This is a genomic window from Streptomyces sp. NPDC006463 (genome assembly GCF_042870715.1).
In the GTDB taxonomy this organism is placed as follows: domain Bacteria; phylum Actinomycetota; class Actinomycetes; order Streptomycetales; family Streptomycetaceae; genus Streptomyces.
Map to the genome: position 1 here is coordinate 123,796 of NZ_JBIAHP010000007.1, position 20,182 is coordinate 143,977.

Sequence of the window (20,182 nt, forward strand, 5' to 3'; positions counted from 1 at the left end):
TCGGCATCAGCCGACCGGGTCCGGGCCGTGCGGTTCCGGGCTGTGCGGTTCCAGGAATTCGAGCCTGTTGCCCACGGGGTCCTCGGAGTAGAAGCGGCGGTGGCCCGGCAGGTTGTCGTCCCAGACGACCTCGGCGCCCCGCTCCCGAAGTCTGCTCGCGTAGGCGACGATGCCGGTCACCCGCAGTCCCGGGTGGGCCTTGCGGGCGGGCCGGAAGTCCTCCTCCACGCCGAGGTGCAGCTGGACCGGGCCGGCGGCGAACCAGCAGCCGCCGCGCGCGGCGAGGACGGCCGGTTTGGGGATCTCGTCCATGCCGAGGACCTCGGTGTAATAGGCCCGCAGGCGGTCCTCCGATCCGGGCGGCGCGGCGAGTTGGACGTGGTCGACGGCGGTCAGCACGGTCAGGCCTCCTTGCGGGCGATGGCGAAGATCCTTCGGAACGGGAAGACGGTGCCGCGCGGCCCGGACGGGTAGGCCTCGCGCAGCCGGTCGCGGTACTCGGCGAGGAAGGCGTTCGCGGCTTCCCGGTCGTCGCCGAGGGCGGTGAGGACGGGCCGCAGCGCGGTGCCCTTGACCCAGTCGAGCACCGGGTCGGGGCCTTGGAGCAGTTGGTGGTAGGTGGTCTCCCAGACGTCCGCGGCGCAGCCGAGCTCGGTGAACCGGGCGAGGTATTCGGCGGGTTCGAGGAGATGGACGTAGCGGGCGCCGTGCCCGGCGAGGCGGGACCGCCAGCGCGGGGTGTCGCAGAGTTCGGCGAGTATGGCGTGGCTGGGGGCGGTGAAGTTGCCGGGGATCTGGAAGGCGAAGGTGCCGCCGGGGCGCAGGCTGTTGATCCAGGCGCCGAAGGAGCCGGGGTGGCCCGGGACCCACTGGAGGGCGGCGTTGGAGACGATCAGGTCGTAGGGCTCTTCGGGCAGCCAGCCGGAGAGGTCCGCGTGGCGGAAGTCGAGGCTGCCGCCGCCGGTGGTGGGGCCGGCGTACTCCTCGATGGCGCGGTGGAGCATCTCGGGGGAGAGGTCGAAGCCGGTGATGCGGGCCTCGGGCCAGCGTCCGGCGAGCAGGGCGGTGACGTTGCCGGGGCCGCAGCCGAGGTCGGCGATGCGGGCGGGCCTGGTGGGGAGTTCGGGTATGCGGGTCAGGAGGTCCAGGAACGGGCGTGTTCGATGGCCGGCATGCCGGAGGTACTGATGGGGATCCCAGGTGGGGGCGGAGGGCGCGGTGGCCGTGGGAATCCCGGCCCGTGCCGTATCGGAATGCATGTTCGATCCTCCCTGCTGGCGGGTCGGTCGGAAGCGGAATCAGCTCCGGCCCCTCCATGCCCCCTGCTCGCGCCAATTATATCTCGATGTCAAGATACTTGATCACAAGATGCATGACGTGAAGAGACTTCATGTCGACAGACCCCTTACACTGATCCGCATGGAGGACGAGGTCGACCGACTGGTAGCGGCATGGCGGCGGGAGCGCCCTGACCTCGACGTGGAACCGCTCGAGGTACTGAGCCGCGTCAGCAGGCTCGCGCGCCACCTCGACCGGGCACGTCGGCTGGCCTTCTCCGAGCACGGCCTGGAACCGTGGGAGTTCGACGTCCTGACCTCGCTGCGGCGCGCGGGCGCGCCCTACCAGCTCTCTCCCGGCCAGTTGTTGACGCAGACCCTGGTCACCTCCGGCACGATGACCAACCGCATCGACCGGCTCGCCAAGAAGGGCCTCGTCGAGCGGCTGCCGGACCCCAGCGACCGCCGGGGGGTCCTGGTGCGGCTGACCCCCGAGGGCCGGGACCGCGCCGACCAGGCCCTCGCCGGACTGCTGGCCCAGGAGCGGGCGATCCTGGCCCAGCTCTCGCAGAACCAGCGCGGCGATCTCGCCGCGCTGCTACGCCAGTTGACCGCTCCGTTCGACAACATCCCCGGCTAGGTCGGCGGGTCGTACGCCGGCCCGCCGGGCCAGCGCCACCGCGGCGAGGGTGGAGTGCACCCCGAGCTTGCCCAGCACGTTCTGCATGTGGGTGCGGACGGTGTGCGGGGACAGGAACAGCCGCGCCGCCACGTCCTTGCGGCCCAGCCCCGCCACCATGCAGCGCAGCACCTCGTGCTCGCGCGGGGTGAGCGACTCGACGAGCCGTTCGCTGTCCGTACGGTGCTTGCGCGCCGCGGTCAGTTCGCGGAGGACTCCGGTGAGCAGCGCGGGCGGCAGGTGGGTCTCCTCGCGCAGGACCCCCCGGATGACGGCCAGCAGCCGCGAGAGCGAGCAGTCCTTCGCCACCCAGCCCGAGGCTCCCGCCTGCAGCGCGAGGGCCGCCCGGCGGGGGTCGTCGCGCTCCGCGAGGACGACCGCGCGCGCCCCGGGGTGGGACACCCGCACCCCGGCTACCAGCGCGATCCCGTCCGATGCGGGCGGCGGCCCGGAGCCGGGGCCCGGCTCCCGCTGGGCGGGCACTCCCCCGGCGGCGGCGCCCACGACGGCGCCGAGGTCGGCGTCGACCAGCATGACGTCGAAGCGGCGGCCCTCGGCCGCCGCGCGTTCGAGACAGCGCAGCGCGGCGGGGCCGCTGCCGGCCGCGGACACGTCCACGTCCGGCTCGGCCGCGAGCGCGGCCGCGAGCGATTCGGCGAAGATGCGGTGATCGTCGACCACGAGAACCCGGATACGAGCCACAAAACCCCCAAGGGTCGGGGAACGGACGACGGCGGGTACGACGCCCGGACCGGGTGATCCGCAGCCGCCGCGGCCGCCGCCGTGACATCTCTGCACTACCCCGGACCGGACGTCGTACCCGACTTGTCTCGACCCCTGAATCAACACCGGCCCCCACCGGTGTCACGCATCAGCGTAGGGCGCCGGGGGCCCGGGGTTGGCCGAATAGCGGAAGTTTTTCCAGCGTTTTTCCGGTGCGGGCGTGCTGAACCGCCTTTATGTTGGCCTGATTTCACCTGCACTGATAGCCCTGATGGCGGCTTGTGGACCGGCGCGTGCCACCGGCAGTTGCACGCTGCGCGTTTCACTCGGCGTGTGCACGCCGGGCGCCCGCGCGGAGCGCCCGGCGCCAGCGCGTTCCGGATGTGCGCACGCCCCCCGGACCGGAGGTTCGGGGGGCGTACGGGGAAAGCGGTGGTGCGGGTGGACACCCGTGGTTCAGGAAGTGTGCGCCTTGGCGAAGTTCCACGCGTCCGTGATGATGCCGGTGAGGTCCGGGCGGCTGGGGGTCCAGCCCAGACGCTCGTGGGCGGTGCGGGCGGAGGCGACGAGCGTCGCCGGGTCGCCGGCCCGGCGCGGGGCGATCACCTCGGGGATCTCCCGCCCGGTCACCTTGCGGACCGTCTCGACGACCTCGCGGACCGAGAACCCGGCGCCGTTGCCCAGGTTGCAGATCAGGTGCTCGCCCGCGGCGGCCGCCTGCAGCGCCGCCAGGTGGGCCTCCGCCAGGTCCGCGACGTGGATGTAGTCGCGTACGCAGGTGCCGTCCGGCGTCGGGTAGTCCTCACCGAACACCGAGATCGACTCCCGCTCGCCCAGGGCGACCTGGAGGACCAGCGGGATCAGGTGGGTCTCGGGGCTGTGCCGCTCGCCGAACTCCCCGTACGCGCCAGCCACGTTGAAGTACCGCAGGGACACCGCGGCCAGGCCGTGCGCCACGCACTCCCCCGCGATCATGTGGTCCACGGCCAGCTTCGAGGCCCCGTACGGGTTGGTCGGCGCGGTCACCGAGGCCTCCGTCAGCAGGCCCTCCGTCGGCTCCCCGTAGGTGGCGGCGGTGGAGGAGAACACCAGCTTTCGCACGCCCGCACCGCGCATGGCGGCGAGCAGGGCGAGGGTACCGCCGACGTTGTTCTCCCAGTACTTGCCCGGGTTCACCACGGACTCGCCGACCTGCGAGAAGGCCGCGAAGTGCAGCACCGCGTCGTAGGAGGAGTCCAGGTACTCGGCGGCGTCCTGGATCCGGCCCTCGATGAACTCGGCGCCCGCCGGCACTCCGGCGCGGAAGCCGGTGCTGAGGTCGTCGAGGACGGTGACCTCGTGGCCCGCCTCCAGGAGGTGGGCCGCGACCACGCTGCCGACGTAGCCGGCGCCGCCGGTTACCAGGTACTTGTGATTCGCCGTCTTGCTCACTCGCCTACTGCCTCTCGCGGGGGACCACGCGCCGGGTGCCTGCGCATGCAGACACTGGCTTACCCGATGAGAGCGCCCGCGGGGAAATCGGCCCCCGTCAGGCCTGGACGGCGGCGGGCGGCGCCATGGGCACCGCCCGGTCCAGCAGGCCGGTACGGGCGGCCAGCGCGGCCGCCTCCAGCCGGGAGCCCACGCCCAGCTTCATCAGCACCCGCTGTACGTGGGTACGGGCGGTGCTCGGCGCGATGGCCATGCCCTCCGCGATGAGCCGGGTGTCCTCGCCCTCGGCGACCCGGACCAGCACCTCCACCTCGCGCGGGGTGAGCAGGCGCAGCAGCCGGCTGCCTTCGTCGTCGGGCTGGGCCGCGGGGTTGAGGAGCTCCGCGAAGGCTCCGTGCAGCAGCTGAGGGGCGATCGCCACCTCGCCCGCCCTGGCCTTGGCCAGGGCCCGCTCCACGCCCTCGATGCGCTCGTCGTGGCGTACGTACCCCGAGGCACCCGCGGCGAAGGCGGCCGCGATCCCGCGCGGGCTGGGCACCGGGCCGAGGACGACGACGGCGATCTGCGGGCGCTCCCGCCTGATGCGTACGACGGGCTCGAACACGCCCGGCTCGGCGGGGGTGGCCGTGCCGAAGAGGCAGACCTCCGGGGCGCGGCCGACGACCAGTTCGGCGGCTCCCGCGGCCGGCGCGGCGGCGGCGAGCACCCGGTGGCCGCGCAGTTTCAGGGCAGAGGCGAGCGCCTCGGCCAGCAGCCGGTGCTCGTCGACCACCACGACCCGTACGCCCATTGCGGCACCCACCCCCCCACCCTTCTGCCCCGGCAAGCTACACGCTTGTTCGACGGCGCGCGGGTGTTACCGCGCAGAAGCCCCCGGAAGGCGGACCTTCCGGGGGCTTCGTGGACGCGGGCCGGTCAGCTCGCGGTGAAGGCGGTGAAGATGTACTCCGGGTCGGACGTGGCGGAGTACGGCTTCTTGACCGTCGTACGCGCGATGAAGAGCTTGCCGTTGTGGTAGCGGTACTCGTGGTGGTCGGGCAGGTAGGCCGTCTCGATGCGCTGGGTCACCTTGTCCGACGGGTTCTCCATCAGGACGGTTTCCTTCATCGTCTTGCCGTCGACGCTGACGATCTGGCCGCCCTTGTCGTACGGGGGGTCCTTGTAGACGATGATGTTCGACCCGTCCATGCGCAGCGGGTACAGCTTGTACCGCTCGCCCGCGTCGGCGCGGTCGCTGGTCTGCTTGCCGGTCTCCAGGTCGAAGGAGAGCAGCTCGTTGGTCTTGGCGTAGGGGTCCTGGCCCTGGTGCTCGTACGAGGGCAGGTAGAGCTTGCCGTTGCCGACGACGAAGCCGGAGCACTTCTCGACCTCGGTGTTGCACTCGCCGCCGAAGTTGCCGGAGGAGAGCGAGATGTGTGCCTTCAGCTGGCCCGCGGGGTCGACGACGAAGAGGTCGCTGACGCCGCTGGCGTTCTTGGCGGTCTTGCCGACGTCGGCGGCCACGATCAGGGGCTTGGTGGAGACGATGCTGGCGGTCTCGATGCCCGCGGAGAGCTTGTACGAGGACTGCGGGGCGCCGGTGGCCGGGTCGAGGATCTGTGCCTGCAGGCTCTGGTTGGGGCTCCGGCCGCACTTGCGGATGACGCCGAGGGCCTCGCCGCCGGCGTAGCCCGCGTCGTAGCAGCCTTCACCGTCCGTCTTGGGCACCCACAGCGACTTGCCGTCGGCGAGGTTCCAGGCGGCGCCGCCCGAGGAACCGGCTGCGGCGACGGTCTGCCCGCTGAGGGTGACCTCGTAGTAGGACGCGGGCTTGTCGCCGCTGGTGGCGCTCTTGGCGTTGCCGGTCCAGACGAGCTTGCCGGCGTTCAGGTCGATGACGCCGACCTCGGTGCACGGCGGGTACTTGTTCTCCGGCGTGGCCATCGCGGGCCTGAAGAGCACCGCCGACTTGTTGTCGGTGACGTGCGGGGTGGCGCCGCAGATTTCTCCCGCGAGCGGCACCTCCCACTTCTTGCCGCCGTCGACGAGGTTGTAGCCGACGATCTTCGCCACGTCGGACTTGACGTAGGTGGAGTCGGTCAGCCAGGAGCCGGGGACCTGGACCATCTCCTCCGGCGTCGGGCTCGGCTGGTTGACCAGCACCTTCGACTTGGGGTTGGAGGGCACCTTCTCGCTGCCGCCCGCGCCGGCCTGGCCCTTGTTCTCGCCCGGTGCGACGGGACCGCTGTCCGCGGTGTCCTTCTTGCCGCCGCCGCCGCCGTCGCCGGAGACGTACCAGAGGCCGCCGCCGACGATGAGGACGATGGCCAGGAGGGCCGCGCCGACGATCATCAGCTGGTTGCGCTTGTCGTTGCCGCCACCGCCGCCCGCGCCGCCAGCCGGGGGCTGGGCGGTGTGCATGGGCGTGGTGGGCGGTCCGAAGGGCGCCGGGGCGCCGGGCTGCTGCGGGTAGCCGTAGCCGGGCCCGGGCTGCTGCGGGTAGCCGTACGCGGGCTGCGCGGCGGGCGGCGCGGCCGGCGGCTGCTGCGGCGGTGCGGCCGGCGGCTGCTGCGGGGGCGCCGGCGGTACGGGCGGCGTCGGCGGCGCGAACCCGCCCGGGGCGGGGGTCCCTCCTGCGGTGGCCGGGGGAGGGTCCTGCGGCGCTCCGAAGCCGCCGGACGGCGGCTGGCTGGGGGGCGGCGGGGTACTCATGTGTTGCTACTGCCTCTCGGTGGACTGCTCGGGGACGCGTTCATTTGCCGAAGACCATCAGGAACTTCTCGTCCTTGCCCCGGGCGAGCAGATGCGTGACGGAGAGGAAGAACCGACCGTCGACGTAGTCGGCCTTCGGGGAGAAGAAGGAGCTCTCGACCGGAGCGGCCGGGCCTGAGGGGTGGCGCAGGAGCGCGGTGGGCTCGCCGCCCGCGGCCGGGATCGACAGGACCTCGCCGCCCTTGTCGTACTCGGCCTTGCGGTAGGCGATCAGCGAGCCGTTCGCGGCCTTGACGAGGGTGAGGGTGCGCTTGTCCCCGGCCGGGGTGCGCCACTTGGCCTTGCCGGAGGCCAGGTCGAAGGCGACGATCTCGTTGCCGGTGCCGGCCTCGGTCGCCGTGGGCAGGTAGAGCGTGTTGGAGTCGACGAGGCCTGCGGCGCAGGCCTGGAGGGACCGGCTGAAGGAGCTCCTGCAGCCGCTCGCGAAGCTGCCCTCGCCGGTGACGGTGGCGCGCTGCTTCCCGTCGGGTCCGATGACCACGATGGAGCGTTCCTTCTTCTCCTCGTTGCCGATGTCGAGGACGAGCGGGTCCACCGAGTAGACGCTGGAGACCTGGAAGCCCTTGGGGAGCTTGAAGGACCAGGTCGACTTGCCGGTGGCCGGGTCTGCGTCCTTGACCTCGACGGTGCGGTCGGCGTCCTGGCAGGTGGCGATGCCGATCATCTTGCCGTTGCCGCCGAGGTAGGAGCCGGTCATGCAGCCCTCGGACGGGGTCGCGAAGAGCTTGTCGCCGGTGCTGACCTTGAAGACGCTGGCGCGGGTGACCCGGTTGACGGAGACGGCGTCCCCGGTGAGGCTCAGGCTGGGACTGGCGAAGAGGTCGAAGAGGCCGTCCTTGGGCACTTCCTTCGTCCAGCCCTCCTTGCCCGTCTTGAGGTCGACCATGCGCATCTGGTTGCAGTCGGCGGTGTCGCTCTCGCCGTTCCTGAACAGGACGACGGTCTTGCCGTCGGCGGTCATCTGGCCGGTGACGGCGCAGATGTCACCGGGGAAGGAGATCGTCCACTTCTCCTTGCCGTCGGCCGCGCCGTAGCCGGTGAGGTTCTTCCAGACGGTCTTGGCGACGGTGTCGCCGACGACCCACTGTCCGTCGGTGTCGACTCCGACGCCGGGGCCGTCGATCTTGGCGGTCTTGAGCCAGAGGACCTTGTCCTCGCCCTGCTTGCGGGCGGAGTTGAGGTCGCCGTCCCCGGCTCCGTTGCCGCTGCCGTCGCCGTTGTCGACGGAAGGGGAGCCGGAGGGCTTGGCGTCGGGGGACGTGGACTCCTGCGCGACGGGCGGCTCGGGGTCCTTGTCGTCCTTGAAGAAGCCGACGTAGGCGACGGTGCCGGCGACGAGCACTGCGGCGACCGAGGCGGCGATCAGCACGGTCAGCTTCTTCTTCGGCGTCATGCCGGAGGAGGGCTGCGGCATTCCCGGCAGGCCGGGGGGCGGCGGCGGGTAGTAGGCCGGCTGCTGCGGGGCGGTCGGCGGCTGCTGCGGGACGGTGGGCGGCTGCTGGGCGTACGGGTTCTCGCCCTGCTGCGGGTAGCCGTAGCCGGGCTGCGGCGGGCCGGGGAGGTGCCCGTAACCGGAAGGAGTCGGCGGCTGGTTCGGCGGCTGGGGCGGCTCGGTCATCAGCGCGTACCTTCGGTGTCAGGGTCGTGGAAGATGACCTTTCTATCACTCACACAGGCCATACGCCGGGCCGGTCCGCCCCCTGTTCCCAAGGGAGGACCGGCCCGTGACGCCGTCGTTATCCGGTCAGTTGGCCGCTCGGGGCGGCCTGGGAGCCTAGGCCTCCTCGGCCAGCTCCAGCCAGCGCATCTCCAAATCGTCGCGGTCCGCGAGGAGTTCCCGGAGCTCCGCGTCGAGCTTGGCCACCTTGTCGTAGTCGGTGGAGTTCTCGGCGATCTGGGCGTGCAGGCTGCTCTCGCGGTCGGAGAGCTTGTTCAGCTGCCGCTCGATCTTCTGGAGTTCCTTCTTCGCTGCGCGGGAGTCACCGGAGGCGGTGGACTTCGCGGCGGCTGCGGCCGGGGCGGGCGCCGGGGCGGCCGCCTCGATCATCCGCTGGCGGCGCTCCAGGTACTCGTCCAGGCCGCGCGGCAGCATCCGCAGGCTCGCATCGCCGAGCAGCGCCATCACGGTGTCGGTGGTGCGCTCGATGAAGAACCGGTCGTGGGAGATCACGATCATCGATCCGGGCCAGCCGTCGAGGAGGTCCTCCAGCTGGGTCAGGGTCTCGATGTCGAGGTCGTTGGTGGGCTCGTCGAGGAAGAGGACGTTGGGCTCGTCCATCAGCAGGCGCAGGATCTGCAGCCGGCGCCGCTCGCCGCCGGAGAGGTCGCCGACGGGCGTCCACTGCTTCTCCTTGGTGAAGCCGAACTGCTCGCACAGCTGGCCCGCCGTCATCTCGCGGCCCTTGCCGAGGTCGACGCGGTCACGGACGCGCTGGACGGCCTCCAGGACGCGCAGGGACGGGTCGAGTTCGCCGACCTCCTGGGAGAGGTAGGCCAGCTTGACGGTCTTGCCGACGGTGACCTGTCCGGCGGCCGGCTGGGTCTCGCCCTGAGTGCGGGCGGCCTCGGCGAGGGCGCGCAGCAGGGAGGTCTTGCCGGCGCCGTTGACGCCGACGAGGCCGATGCGGTCGCCGGGGCCCAGGTGCCAGGTGAGGTGCTTGAGCAGCGTCTTGGGGCCGGCCTGGACGGTGACGTCCTCCAGCTCGAACACGGTCTTGCCGAGGCGGGCGTTGGCGAAGCGCATCAGTTCCGAGCGGTCGCGCGGCGGCGGCACGTCGGCGATGAGCTCGTTGGCGGCCTCGATGCGGTAGCGGGGCTTGGAGGTCCGGGCGGGGGCGCCGCGGCGCAGCCAGGCCAGCTCCTTGCGCATCAGGTTCTGCCGCTTGGACTCCTCGGTGGCGGCGATCCGCTCACGCTCGGCGCGGGCGAAGACGTAGTCGCTGTAGCCGCCTTCGTACTCGTGCACGTCGCCGCGCTGGACGTCCCACATGCGGGTGCAGACCTGGTCGAGGAACCAGCGGTCGTGGGTGACGCAGACCAGGGCCGAGCGGCGCTCCTGGAGGTGCCGGGCCAGCCAGGCGATGCCCTCGACGTCGAGGTGGTTGGTGGGCTCGTCGAGTACGAGGAGGTCCTGGTCGGCGATGAGCAGCTTGGCGAGTGCGATGCGGCGGCGCTCGCCGCCGGAGAGCGGGCCGATGACGGTGTCGAGGCCCTGGCCGAAGCCGGGCAGGTCGAGTCCGCCGAACAGGCCCGTCAGGACGTCGCGGATCTTGGCGTTGCCGGCCCACTCGTGGTCGGCCATGTCCCGGATGATCTCGTGGCGGATGGTGGCCGCGGGATCGAGGGAGTCGTGCTGGGTGAGCACGCCCATGCGCAGGCCGCTGTTCTGGGTGACGCGGCCGCTGTCGGGCTCCTCCAGTTTGGCCAGCATCCGGATCAGGGTGGTCTTTCCGTCGCCGTTGCGGCCGACGACACCGATCCGGTCCCCCTCGGACACGCCGAGGGAGATGCCGTCGAGCAGGGTACGTGTGCCGTACACCTTGCTGACTGCCTCGACATTGACCAGATTGACGGCCATCAGACGCGCTCCAGGGAAGGGTTTATGGATCAGCCCCTCAGCCTAACGCTCCGGGACGACGCTGACCGTTCCACCAGGACCCAGCCGCCCAGCGCCATGGCGATCGCGGCGGGCGCGGTGACGGGAAGGGCGACGAGGGTGGCGCTGTGGCCGTCGAGCAGGCCGCCGAGGCCGGTCATGGACAGGCCCAGGACGCCGAGCAGGCAGAGGGTGATGCCTGCGGCGGCGCGGGGGCCGCTGCCGGGGGCGGTGGCAGGGCGGCCGGGGGCGGTGGCAGGGCGGCCGGGGGCGGCAGCAGGGCGGCCGGGGCCCTCGAAGCGCCGGAAGAGGGCGACGAGCACGCCGGTCAGCGCGGCGGCCACGAGGATCCTGACCGGGACCTGGGCCCACCAGGTGGCGGAGGCCGGTGCGGGGAGCCCGATCCCGAGGGCGAGCTGGGCGGCGTAGACGGCGAGCATGGCGGTGAGGTGCCAGAGGAAGGCGGTCATGGCGATCCCGTTGGCGGCGACGACGCCGCGCCAGACGCGGGGGCGGGCGAGCCAGGCGGTGGCGGGGCGGGCCAGGAGCTGGACGGCGCCGACGAGCCACATGCCGTGCGCGAGCAGGGCGAGGGTCGGCGGGGCCATGTTGGACACCTTTTCTCCGGGCATCCCGACCATGGACAGCGGGTAGGGGCCGTAGGCGACCAGCGCCGCGGCCGCGGCGAGCCCGGCTGCGGCCAGGGCGGCGGGGAAGCGGATCCGGCCGTCGGCGCGCAGGAAGCCGAGCTGGTGGACGGCGAGCCAGACGAAGGCGAAGTTCAGGAACTCGACGTACGGGATCCCGAGCGCGAAGCGCAGTACGTCGACGAGCGCGGCGGCGGCGAGGAGCCCGGCGAAGGCCCCCCACCCCCACCGCTCGTGCAGCTTCAGCAGCGGCGGGGTGAAGGCGACCATCGCGAGGTAGATCCCGATGAACCAGAGCGGCTGGGTGACCAGCCGCAGCGCGGCCCCGGTCAGCCCGCCCGCACCGTGGCCCGCGAGCTGGACGGCGAGCGCGGCCGCGCTCCAGACGAGGACGAAGACGAGGGTGGGCCGCAGCAGCCGCTGGAGCCGGGCCCGCAGGAAGGCGGCGTAGACGGGCCCCGTGGCGGCCCGGCGGGCCAGGGAACGGTAGGACAGGGCGTGCGAGAACCCGCCGACGAAGAAGAAGACGGGCATGACCTGGAGCCCCCAGGTGAGGACCTGGAGCGGGGGCACGAGGGCGAGCAGGTTCCCTATGCCGTCGCCGCTGACGGCGGCCATCAGCCAGTGCCCGGCGATGACGGTGGCGAGGGAGGCGACCCGCAGGAGGTCGACGTACCGGTCGCGGTCTGCGGGGGTGGCGGCGGCCATGTCGCGTGCGCTGACTGTCATGGCCCTACGGTCGCCTCCGGCGGGGGACCGCCGACAGGGCGCGGGTACTCAACTCCGCCTGAGTACCGCTCAGCCGAGCCGACCACGCGGTCGACGGAGATCCGGCCCGCGCGGCCACCGCCTCCAGCTCACGGAGCCGAGCCGCGCGGGCGGGGTGCCGCTGAACCGCGCGGCGTGGATTCAGGGCAGCAGGACCGTGGCTCCGGGGGCCGGGGAGGACGCCACGCGGGTGGCGCGGCACGTGCCCGAGGCTTCGAGGGCCGCGGCCACCTTCTCGGCGGATTCCGGGTCGCGGACCAGGAAGGCCGTCGTCGGGCCCGATCCGGAGACCAGCGCGGCCAGCGCCCCGGCCTCCGTGCCCGCGGCCAGCGTCCCGGCCAGCTGCGGGCGCAGCGACAGGGCCGCCCGCTGGAGGTCGTTCGCCAGTACGGGGGCCAGCGCGTCCGGGTCTCCCGAGGCCAGGGCCGCGAGCAGGGCCGGCGAGGCCTCGGGGTCGGGGATCCTCGTACCCGCGGTGAGGCGGTCGAACTCGCGGAACACGGCCGGGGTGGACAGGCCCCCGTCGGCCACCGCGAACACCCAGTGGAACGACCCCGCGTCCACCGGCGTCAGCAGCTCGCCGCGCCCGGTGCCGAGCGCGGCGCCGCCGACGAGGCTGAAGGGGACGTCGCTGCCCAGCTGGGCGCAGATGTCGAGCAGTTCGGCGCGCGGGGTGCCCAGACCCCACAGGGCGTCGCAGGCCAGCAGGGCCGCGGCGCCGTCCGCGCTGCCGCCCGCCATGCCGCCCGCGACCGGGATGTTCTTCGCGATGTGGAGGTGGACGGCGGGGTCGATGCCGGCCCGGGCCGCCAGGATCTCGGCGGCGCGCGCGGCGAGGTTGGTGCGGTCCAGGGGGACCTGACCTGCGTCGGGGCCGGCGCAGGTCACCGTCAGGGCGTCGGCCGCCGTCGCCGTGACCTCGTCGAAGAGGGAGACGGCGAGGAAGACGTTGGCGAGGTCGTGGAAGCCGTCGGGGCGGGCCGCGCCCACCGCCAGCTGCACGTTGACCTTCGCGGGGACTCGTACGGTCACGCTCGTGCGGGAGCTCACAGTGCGGGCCTCTCCGCCGCGGGCTTGTTCTCGGCGATCGCGGCGAACTCCTCCACCGTCAGCGACTCGCCGCGCGCCTGCGGCGAGACGCCCGCGGCGACGAGCGCGGCCTCGGCCCCGGCAGCCGAGCCGGCCCAGCCGGCCAGCGCGGCGCGCAGGGTCTTGCGCCGCTGTGCGAACGCCGCGTCCACGACCGCGAAGACCTCGGCCTTCGTGGCGGTGGTCTTGATCGGCTCCGTGCGCCGCACCAGCGAGACGAGGCCGGAGTCGACGTTCGGCGCGGGCCAGAAGACCTTGCGGCCGATGGATCCGGCGCGCTTGACGTGTGCGTACCAGTTGGCCTTGACGGAGGGGACGCCGTACACCTTGTTGCCCGGCTCGGCGGCGAGCCGGTCGGCGACCTCGGCCTGCACCATCACCAGGGTCCGTTCGATGCTCGGGAAGCGGTCGAGCATGGTGAGCAGGACGGGCACGGCCACGTTGTACGGCAGGTTCGCGACGAGCGCGGTCGGCGCCGGGCCGGGCAGTTCGGTCACCAGCATGGCGTCGGAGTGGACCAGGGCGAAGCGGTCCTTGCGCCCGGGCATCCGGGCCTCGATGGTGGCGGGCAGCGCCGCCGCCAGGATGTCGTCGATCTCGACGGCGGTCACCCGGTCGGCGGCCTCCAGCAGCGCGAGCGTCAGCGAGCCCAGCCCGGGACCGACCTCGACGACCACGTCGTCCGGCCGCACCTCGGCGGTGCGCACGATCCGGCGCACCGTGTTGGCGTCGATGACGAAGTTCTGGCCCTTCTGCTTCGTCGGGCGTACGCCGAGGGCGGCGGCCAGTTCCCGGATGTCGGCGGGGCCGAGGAGGGCGTCAGAAGGGGTCTCGTTGGGCTGCTGCTCTGCGGTGCTCACCGGCTAAGCGTACGGCCGCAGTGCGGCCACGGACTCGCCCCCCGCTGCACGTAGAGCTTCTTGGCCCGGTACGTCTGCTCGGCGCCCGAGGCGTCCTGGGGGCGGCCGCTGCCGCCGAGGGCGTGCCAGGTGTGGACGTCGAACTGGTAGAGCCCGCCGTAGGTGCCCGAGGCGTCGGTGGCCGACGGGCGGCCGCCGGACTCGCACTGGGCGAGGGCCTCCCAGTTGAGGCCGTCGGCGCCGGCGACGGAGGCCGGCAGGGGCTGTGTGCCGACCCTGACGAGCTGGGTGACGGGTTCGCGGACGGTCTCCTCCGCGATGGGGCGGGGCCTTTGCCGGACGCCGTTGACGGTGCGCAGGCTGTACGTGACCCGGCGCGCCCCGGGGCGGCCGGCCCGCTCGACGACCTCGGTCCCGGCGAAGAGGGTGTCGTCCTCGGTCCGCTCCGTCGCGTACGGGATGCGCTCCTCGCGGACCTCTCGGGTGCCGGTGATGCGCAGCACGGTGACGGTCTGGCCGTCGCGCGGGAAGTCGGTGGGGGGCACGGAGGTGGTGTCCTGGCCGTGCAGGGTGATTCCGGCCTGGTCGAGGGCCTCCTGGACGGTGGAGGCGTTGGTGCGGATGGTGCGTTCGAGGCCGTCGGCCATGAAGGTGACGCTGCGTTCGGTGCGGACGCTGAGGGTCAGGCCGGCGCGGGGGACCGGGGCGGTGCGGGGGGCGGAGAGGTAGGCGCCCTCGGCGCGGACGCCGAACTGGCGCAGTGCGCCCTCGACGGTGCGGGCGGTCGTCCACATCTGGCGCTGCTGCCCGTCGAGGGTGAGGAGCAGGGGGCGGCCGTAGCGGACGACCACCTGCTCGCCGTCTTCGAGGGGTTCGCCGGGGGCGGGGGCGACGAGGTCGTGCGGTCCGGTGCCGACGCCTTCGGCGGCCAGCAGTTCGTCGACGTCGTCGGCGAAGGTGTGCAGGGTGCGGGGGACGCCGTCCACGGTGAGCCGTACCGACTTGTCGGCGGCGACGAAGGCGGTGGTGCCGCCCGCGAGGAAGGCGACGACCAGCGCCTGGGGCACGATCCGCCGCCAGGTCCCGCCCGGGATCTCCAGGGTGAGGAGTCCGGGCCCGGCGGCCCGGCCGCGCGAGCGGTGGCCGCCGCCGGTGGCGGCTCCCCCGGCCGCGGGAGCGGCCGCGCGGCGACGGCCGGTGCCCGCCGGGGGCTCGTCGGTGGTGGCACGGCCACGGGCCCGGCGGCCCGAGCCCCCCGGGCCGGCGGCGATGGCCGTGTCGGCGCCGGGCATCGGCCCCGGGGCCCGGCGGCGGCCCGAGCCGGGTGCGGAGGCTGCGTCGGGCCACGGGGTGCCCATAGCCCCGGTGTCCGGCCGGGCGGCCGGGGCCGAGCGGCCGCGGGCCCGGCGGCGGTCCGCCCGCCGGTCGCCGCCGCGCGGCGCGGGAACCGCGGGCTCGGGGTCTCCCGGTCCGGCCGGCCGGGCCACGGGCACTGCCTCGTACGCCTCCGGGACGGGACCGCTGCGGCGGTGACTGCCGTGTGTATCGCTCACGAAGCTCGCTCCACTGGTCCGGACCCTCATGGCTCGGGCACGGCACCATAGCGGAGCGGACGTCACTCACCAAAGTCGGGTGGCTACACAGCGTGTCGGAGCGGGCGGGGGCGATGCGGAGGGACTCAGTAGGCGAAGGCGCGAGCGGTGTTGACGGCCAGCGCGGTGGCCATCGCGTCCTCGTCGAGGCCGCGGACCGCCGCCATGGCCCGCACGGTCAGCGGAATGAGGTAGGGCGCGTTGGGCCGTCCGCGGTACGGGGCGGGGGTCAGGTACGGCGCGTCCGTCTCGACGAGGACCAGTTCCAGCGGGGCCACGGCCAGGGCCTCGCGCAGCGGCGCCGCGTTCTTGAAGGTGACCGTTCCGGCGAAGGACATGTAGTACCCGGCGGCGGCGCACTCCCGGGCCATTTCGGCGTCACCGGAGTAGCAGTGGAAGACGGTGCGCTCCGGCGCGCCCTCCTCGCGCAGCACGCGCAGCACGTCCGCGTGGGCGTCGCGGTCGTGGATGACCAGCGCCTTGCCCTGCCGCTTGGCGATCTCGATGTGGGCGCGGAAGGAACGCTCCTGGGCCGCCATGCCCTCCGGCCCGGTGCGGAAGTAGTCCAGCCCGGTCTCGCCCACGGCCTTGACGTGGGCGAGACCGGCGAGGGCCTCGATCTCGGCGAGCGCGTCGTCCAGGGCCGCCTCGCCTCCGCCGGTCCGGGCGCCCTGCCTCGACCAGCCTCCCCCAGCCCCAGAGGGCTGGGAGGTGGCCCCAGGGTCGCCGTGGACGATGCGCGGGGCTTCGTTCGGGTGGAGGGCCACGGCCGCGTGGACGTTCTCGTACGCGGCGGCCGTCTCGGCGGCCCACCGGGAGCCCTTCACGTCGCAGCCCACCTGGACGACCGTGGTGACGCCCACCGAGGCGGCCTTCGCGAGGCCCTCCTCGACCGTGCCGGACTGCATGTCCAGGTGGGTGTGCGAGTCCGCGACCGCCACCCGGAGGGGTTCGGGCAGCGGCGGCGGTGCGTCCTTCGAAGCAGAGGAAGAGCTCATACGGCCGATCTTATGACCGGCGGAAGATCCCCAGCAGACGGGAGATCAGGCCCCCGCGCTTGTCGGCCTCGTCGAGGGCGACGGGTCCGGGGGCGTCGTGGTGCCGGGGCGCCTTGTGCGGCTTAGGGGTACGGGGGACGTCCGCGCCCGCGGGGACGGGCCCGGCGATCCCGGGTGCGATCTGGTGGTGGTAGAGCTGGTCGATCGTGCCGAGCACCGTGGAGACCTGGCCGGCCCGCATGATGCGTACGACGTGTCCGCCGCAGTTCAGGCAGGTCGGGTTGGACAGCGGGGAAGGCACCCGCTCGCTGTTGACCGTGTACATGATGAACGGCTGGCCCTTGCCGTCGACGTGGTGTTCTATCGCGTACGCCTGCTCCCAGCCGTACCCGCACCTCATGCAGGCGAAGGAGTACGCCTCGCGCACGGTGTGCACGTCGGCGGCCGTCTGGATGGGTACGGAAACAGGTACCGGGGTGTCAGCGATCTCACTCATGCCAGCTCCTCTTGTTCCACTGGTGCCATTGCCAGTGGACGCCTCTTCGGGCGGGAGCGCATCAGGCCCTGTCTAGTGTTGGACGGTCTTTGGGCGACTCATGCCCCAAAGCGCCCGGTGCGCGGTCTGAGCTTTGCTTTTCAGGTTAGCTCTTTACCGACCTACGGCATCTTTTGTGCCGCATTCTTTGCCGCGACCACCGCGTCGAACACCTCGCGCTTGGGTAGCCCTGCCTCGGCGGCGACCGCTGCGATGGCCTCCTTGCGCCGCTCTCCCGCCTCCTCGCGCACCCGTACCCGGCGCACCAGCTCCTCGTCGTCCACGTCTCCGGGTGCGGCCGCCGGGGCGCCCTCGACGACGACGGTGATCTCCCCGCGCACGCCCTCGGCGGCCCAGGCCGCCAGCTCGCCCAGGCCGCCGCGCTTGACCTCCTCGTAGGTCTTGGTCAGCTCGCGGCACACGGCGGCGCGGCGCTCGGCGCCGAAGACCTCGGCCATCGCGGCCAGGGTGTCGTCGAGCCGGTGCGGGGCCTCGAAGTAGACGAGCGTGCGCCGCTCGCCCTCCACCTCGCGCAGCCGGCCGAGGCGCTCGCCCGCCTTGCGCGGCAGGAACCCCTCGAAACAGAACCGGTCCACCGGAAGCCCGGACATGGCCAGCGCCGTGAGCACCGCGGACGGCCCGGGGACGGCGGTGACCTTGATGTCCTTCTCCACGGCGGCGGCGACCAGCCGGTAGCCGGGGTCGGAGACCGAGGGCATCCCCGCGTCGGTCACCAGCAGCACCCGCGCCCCGCCGGCCAGGGCCTCGACCAGCTCGGGGGTGCGCGCCGACTCGTTGCCCTCGAAGTACGACAGGACGCGCCCGGTGGTGTGCACGCCGAGCCCCTGGGTCAGCCGGCGCAGCCGCCGGGTGTCCTCGGCGGCGATCACGTCGGCGCGCTCCAGCTCGGCCGCGAGCCGCGGCGGGGCGTCCGCGAGGTCGCCGATCGGGGTGCCCGCGAGGACGAGCGTGCCCATCGAGCCGGCGGCGGAGGCGGGGGTTTCGGAGCCGAGGGGCTGGTCAGTTGTCACCCGTCCATCCTCTCAGCCCCGCACCCCGACCCTCCCCGCCACTGGGGCACTCACAGATCCTTTCCCTACGATGGCCCGGTGACCAAGACCGCGACGCCGCCGCCCAGCCCCGCGGGGGCCCCTCCCGCCCCGCCGGCGGGACGCGAAGAAGAGCCGCCCACCTGGCTGCGCCGCCTGCGCGCGTTCGGCTACGCGCCGCACGGCGCCGCGTCGCGGCGCGCGGACGTCCGCACCCGCCTGGTGCCCCCGTACGCCCAGCCGTCCCCGCAGCTGTGGATGACCTTCGGCCTGCCGCAGCAGGTGTGGGGCACGTGGCAGCGCATCCTGTCGTGGGCGGGGCCGCTGCTGGTGGCGCTGGTCGCCGGGGCGCTGCGGTTCGCGCACCTGGGCAGCCCCAAGGCGGTGATATTCGACGAGACGTACTACGCCAAGGACGCCTGGGCCACGATCAAGCAGGGCTACGAGGCGAGCTGGCCCAAGGACATCGACAAGTCGATCCTCGCCAACCCCGACGGGGTCAGCCTCCCGCTGGACCCGGGCTACGTCGTGCACCCGCCCGTCGGCAAGTGGGTCATCGGGCTCGGCGAGTGGATGTTCGGCTTCACCCCCTTCGGCTGGCGGTTCATGACCGCCGTGCTCGGCACCCTGTCGGTGCTGATGCTGTGCCGGATCGGGCGGCGCCTCTTCCGCTCGACGTTCCTGGGCTGCCTGGCGGGCGCGCTGCTGGCGGTGGACGGCCTGCACCTGGTGATGAGCCGCACCGCGCTGCTCGACCTGGTGCTGATGTTCTTCGTGCTCGCCGCCTTCGGGGCGCTGCTCATCGACCGGGACAAGGCCCGCGCCGCACTCGCGGACGCGCTCCCGCTGGACGGTGGGGGTACCTCCCAGCCCCCTGGGGCTGGGGGAGGCCGGACTCGGCCCGACACGAAGATCGCCGAGACGCTGCGGCTGGGCTGGCGACCGTACCGGATCCTGGCCGGGGTCTGCCTGGGCCTGGCCGCGGGCACGAAGTGGAACGGCTTCGTCGTGCTGGCCTTCTTCGGCGTCCTCACGGTGCTGTGGGACGCGGCCGCGCGGCGCACGGCGGGCGCGGGCGCCCCGTACGCGGCGATGCTGCGCCGCGACGCGCTGCCGGCCTTCGTGTCCACCGTGCCGGTGGCGATCGTGACGTACCTGGCCTCCTGGTCGGGCTGGATCTTCAGCCCGGACAACGGCAAGGGCGGCTATCTGCGCGACTGGGCCGCCAAGAACGACCAGGACAGTGCGCTGTCGTTCCTGCCGGAGTGGGTGCGCAGCCTGTGGCACTACGAGACCGAGGTGTACAAGTTCCACGTCGGTCTGACATCGGGGCACACCTACGAGTCGAACCCGTGGAGCTGGCTGGTCCTGGGCCGGCCCGTGTCGTACTTCTACGAGTCCCCCGAGCCGGGCACCGACGGCTGCCCGGCGACGGAGGCAGGCAAGTGCGCCCGCGAGGTGCTGGCCCTGGGCACACCACTGCTGTGGTGGGCGGGCTGCTTCGCGCTGCTGTACGTGCTGTGGCGGTGGTTCTTCCGCCGCGACTGGCGGGCGGGCGCGATCGCGTGCGCGCTGGGCGCGGGCCTGCTGCCCTGGTTCAACTACCAGGAGCGGACCATCTTCTTCTTCTACGCCGTGGTCTTCGTGCCGTACCTGTGTCTGGCGGTGGCGATGATGATCGGCGCGCTGCTCGGCCCGGCGGGTTCGACCGAGAGACGGCGGACGCTGGGCGCGATCGGGGCGGGGGTGCTGGTCCTGCTGATCGTGTGGAACTTCATCTACTTCTGGCCGATCTACACGGGCCAGACCCTCCCGATGGACTCCTGGCGGGCCCGCATGTGGCTGGACACCTGGGTCTAGCAACAACCACGAAGGCCCCGGCGCTCGGTGAGCGCCGGGGCCTTCGTGGTTGTTGTGGTTGTCGTGGATGCCGGGCCATTCAACGTGTTCGCGCATATAACGATTCGCAACCGCTGCGCACGTGCGGAGACCGGAAAACCCTCTCGCCGCTCCCCCGATTCGACATGCCGTGTATCCGGGGAGACCATGGAACGGCGTCCCGGGACTTCTGGAGCCACGGTCCGCCCTGCAATATGGAGGGCCTTCGACCTACGGCCTCTCGGGGGGCCGATATGGGCTACTCAGACCGGTATTACATACCCATCACGCCACTCTGCGTGCTTTTGTT

At 72.6% G+C, this 20,182-nt stretch carries 17 protein-coding genes; 2 read left to right on the forward strand and 15 right to left on the reverse strand.

The window, feature by feature from the left end; translation table 11 throughout:
- Positions 1-6 precede the first annotated feature (6 nt).
- Together ACFYOB_RS14880 and ACFYOB_RS14885 are read right to left on the reverse strand one after the other, a co-directional pair.
- A complete protein-coding gene (locus ACFYOB_RS14880) occupies positions 7-399 on the reverse strand; it encodes a VOC family protein (RefSeq protein ID WP_388559790.1) in 393 nt (130 codons plus the stop codon).
- 2 nt (positions 400-401) lie between these two features.
- Entirely contained in the window at positions 402-1,259 is an 858-nt protein-coding gene (locus ACFYOB_RS14885) for a trans-aconitate 2-methyltransferase (RefSeq protein WP_388559793.1), read from the reverse strand.
- 160 nt (positions 1,260-1,419) lie between these two features.
- Here ACFYOB_RS14885 and ACFYOB_RS14890 point away from each other — a divergent pair, with 160 nt between their 5' ends.
- Positions 1,420-1,917, forward strand: a complete 498-nt coding sequence (locus ACFYOB_RS14890; protein ID WP_328926082.1) for a MarR family transcriptional regulator — start codon at positions 1,420-1,422, stop codon at positions 1,915-1,917.
- Here the strand turns inward: ACFYOB_RS14890 and ACFYOB_RS14895 are convergent.
- The 13 genes from ACFYOB_RS14895 to rsmI form a co-directional block, all read right to left on the reverse strand.
- Positions 1,876-2,658 (reverse strand): LuxR C-terminal-related transcriptional regulator, encoded by a 783-nt coding sequence (locus tag ACFYOB_RS14895; protein ID WP_388559796.1) that lies wholly within the window; start codon positions 2,656-2,658, stop codon positions 1,876-1,878. The genes ACFYOB_RS14890 and ACFYOB_RS14895 overlap by 42 nt on opposite strands.
- Before the next feature lie 477 nt (positions 2,659-3,135).
- On the reverse strand, positions 3,136-4,110 hold the full coding sequence (gene galE / locus ACFYOB_RS14900; RefSeq protein WP_388559799.1) for a UDP-glucose 4-epimerase GalE: 975 nt from the start codon (positions 4,108-4,110) through the stop codon (positions 3,136-3,138).
- A gap of 97 nt (positions 4,111-4,207) precedes the next feature.
- A complete protein-coding gene (locus ACFYOB_RS14905) occupies positions 4,208-4,900 on the reverse strand; it encodes a response regulator transcription factor (RefSeq protein ID WP_388560223.1) in 693 nt (230 codons plus the stop codon).
- A gap of 125 nt (positions 4,901-5,025) precedes the next feature.
- Positions 5,026-6,801 (reverse strand): PQQ-binding-like beta-propeller repeat protein, encoded by a 1,776-nt coding sequence (locus ACFYOB_RS14910; protein WP_388559802.1) that lies wholly within the window; start codon positions 6,799-6,801, stop codon positions 5,026-5,028.
- Between the two features lie 40 nt (positions 6,802-6,841).
- Positions 6,842-8,479, reverse strand: a complete 1,638-nt coding sequence (locus ACFYOB_RS14915) for a PQQ-binding-like beta-propeller repeat protein (RefSeq protein ID WP_388559805.1) — start codon at positions 8,477-8,479, stop codon at positions 6,842-6,844.
- A 156-nt stretch (positions 8,480-8,635) separates the two neighbouring features.
- Complete coding sequence (locus ACFYOB_RS14920) at positions 8,636-10,438, reverse strand: ABC-F family ATP-binding cassette domain-containing protein (RefSeq protein ID WP_388559808.1); 1,803 nt, start codon at positions 10,436-10,438, stop codon at positions 8,636-8,638.
- Positions 10,439-10,467: 29 nt separating this feature from the next.
- Complete coding sequence (locus ACFYOB_RS14925; protein WP_388559811.1) at positions 10,468-11,832, reverse strand: acyltransferase; 1,365 nt, start codon at positions 11,830-11,832, stop codon at positions 10,468-10,470.
- A gap of 180 nt (positions 11,833-12,012) precedes the next feature.
- Positions 12,013-12,921 (reverse strand): 4-(cytidine 5'-diphospho)-2-C-methyl-D-erythritol kinase, encoded by a 909-nt coding sequence (locus tag ACFYOB_RS14930; protein WP_388559814.1) that lies wholly within the window; start codon positions 12,919-12,921, stop codon positions 12,013-12,015.
- Positions 12,918-13,820, reverse strand: coding sequence for a 16S rRNA (adenine(1518)-N(6)/adenine(1519)-N(6))-dimethyltransferase RsmA (gene rsmA, locus ACFYOB_RS14935; RefSeq protein ID WP_388559817.1), 903 nt, complete (start codon positions 13,818-13,820; stop codon positions 12,918-12,920). The genes ACFYOB_RS14930 and rsmA overlap by 4 nt, the downstream gene beginning before the upstream one ends.
- A complete protein-coding gene (locus ACFYOB_RS14940) occupies positions 13,817-15,112 on the reverse strand; it encodes a ubiquitin-like domain-containing protein (RefSeq protein WP_388560225.1) in 1,296 nt (431 codons plus the stop codon). Before ACFYOB_RS14940 ends, rsmA begins: the two co-directional genes overlap by 4 nt.
- 386 nt (positions 15,113-15,498) lie before the next feature.
- Entirely contained in the window at positions 15,499-16,410 is a 912-nt protein-coding gene (locus ACFYOB_RS14945) for a TatD family hydrolase (RefSeq protein ID WP_388559820.1), read from the reverse strand.
- A 10-nt stretch (positions 16,411-16,420) separates the two neighbouring features.
- Entirely contained in the window at positions 16,421-16,906 is a 486-nt protein-coding gene (locus tag ACFYOB_RS14950; protein WP_388559823.1) for a hypothetical protein, read from the reverse strand.
- Positions 16,907-17,067: 161 nt separating this feature from the next.
- Positions 17,068-17,922 (reverse strand): 16S rRNA (cytidine(1402)-2'-O)-methyltransferase, encoded by an 855-nt coding sequence (gene rsmI, locus ACFYOB_RS14955; RefSeq protein WP_388560227.1) that lies wholly within the window; start codon positions 17,920-17,922, stop codon positions 17,068-17,070.
- Positions 17,923-18,054: 132 nt separating this feature from the next.
- Between rsmI and ACFYOB_RS14960 the strand changes: the two genes are divergently transcribed.
- Entirely contained in the window at positions 18,055-19,854 is a 1,800-nt protein-coding gene (locus tag ACFYOB_RS14960) for a dolichyl-phosphate-mannose--protein mannosyltransferase (RefSeq protein WP_388559825.1), read from the forward strand.
- Positions 19,855-20,182: the final 328 nt, after the last annotated feature.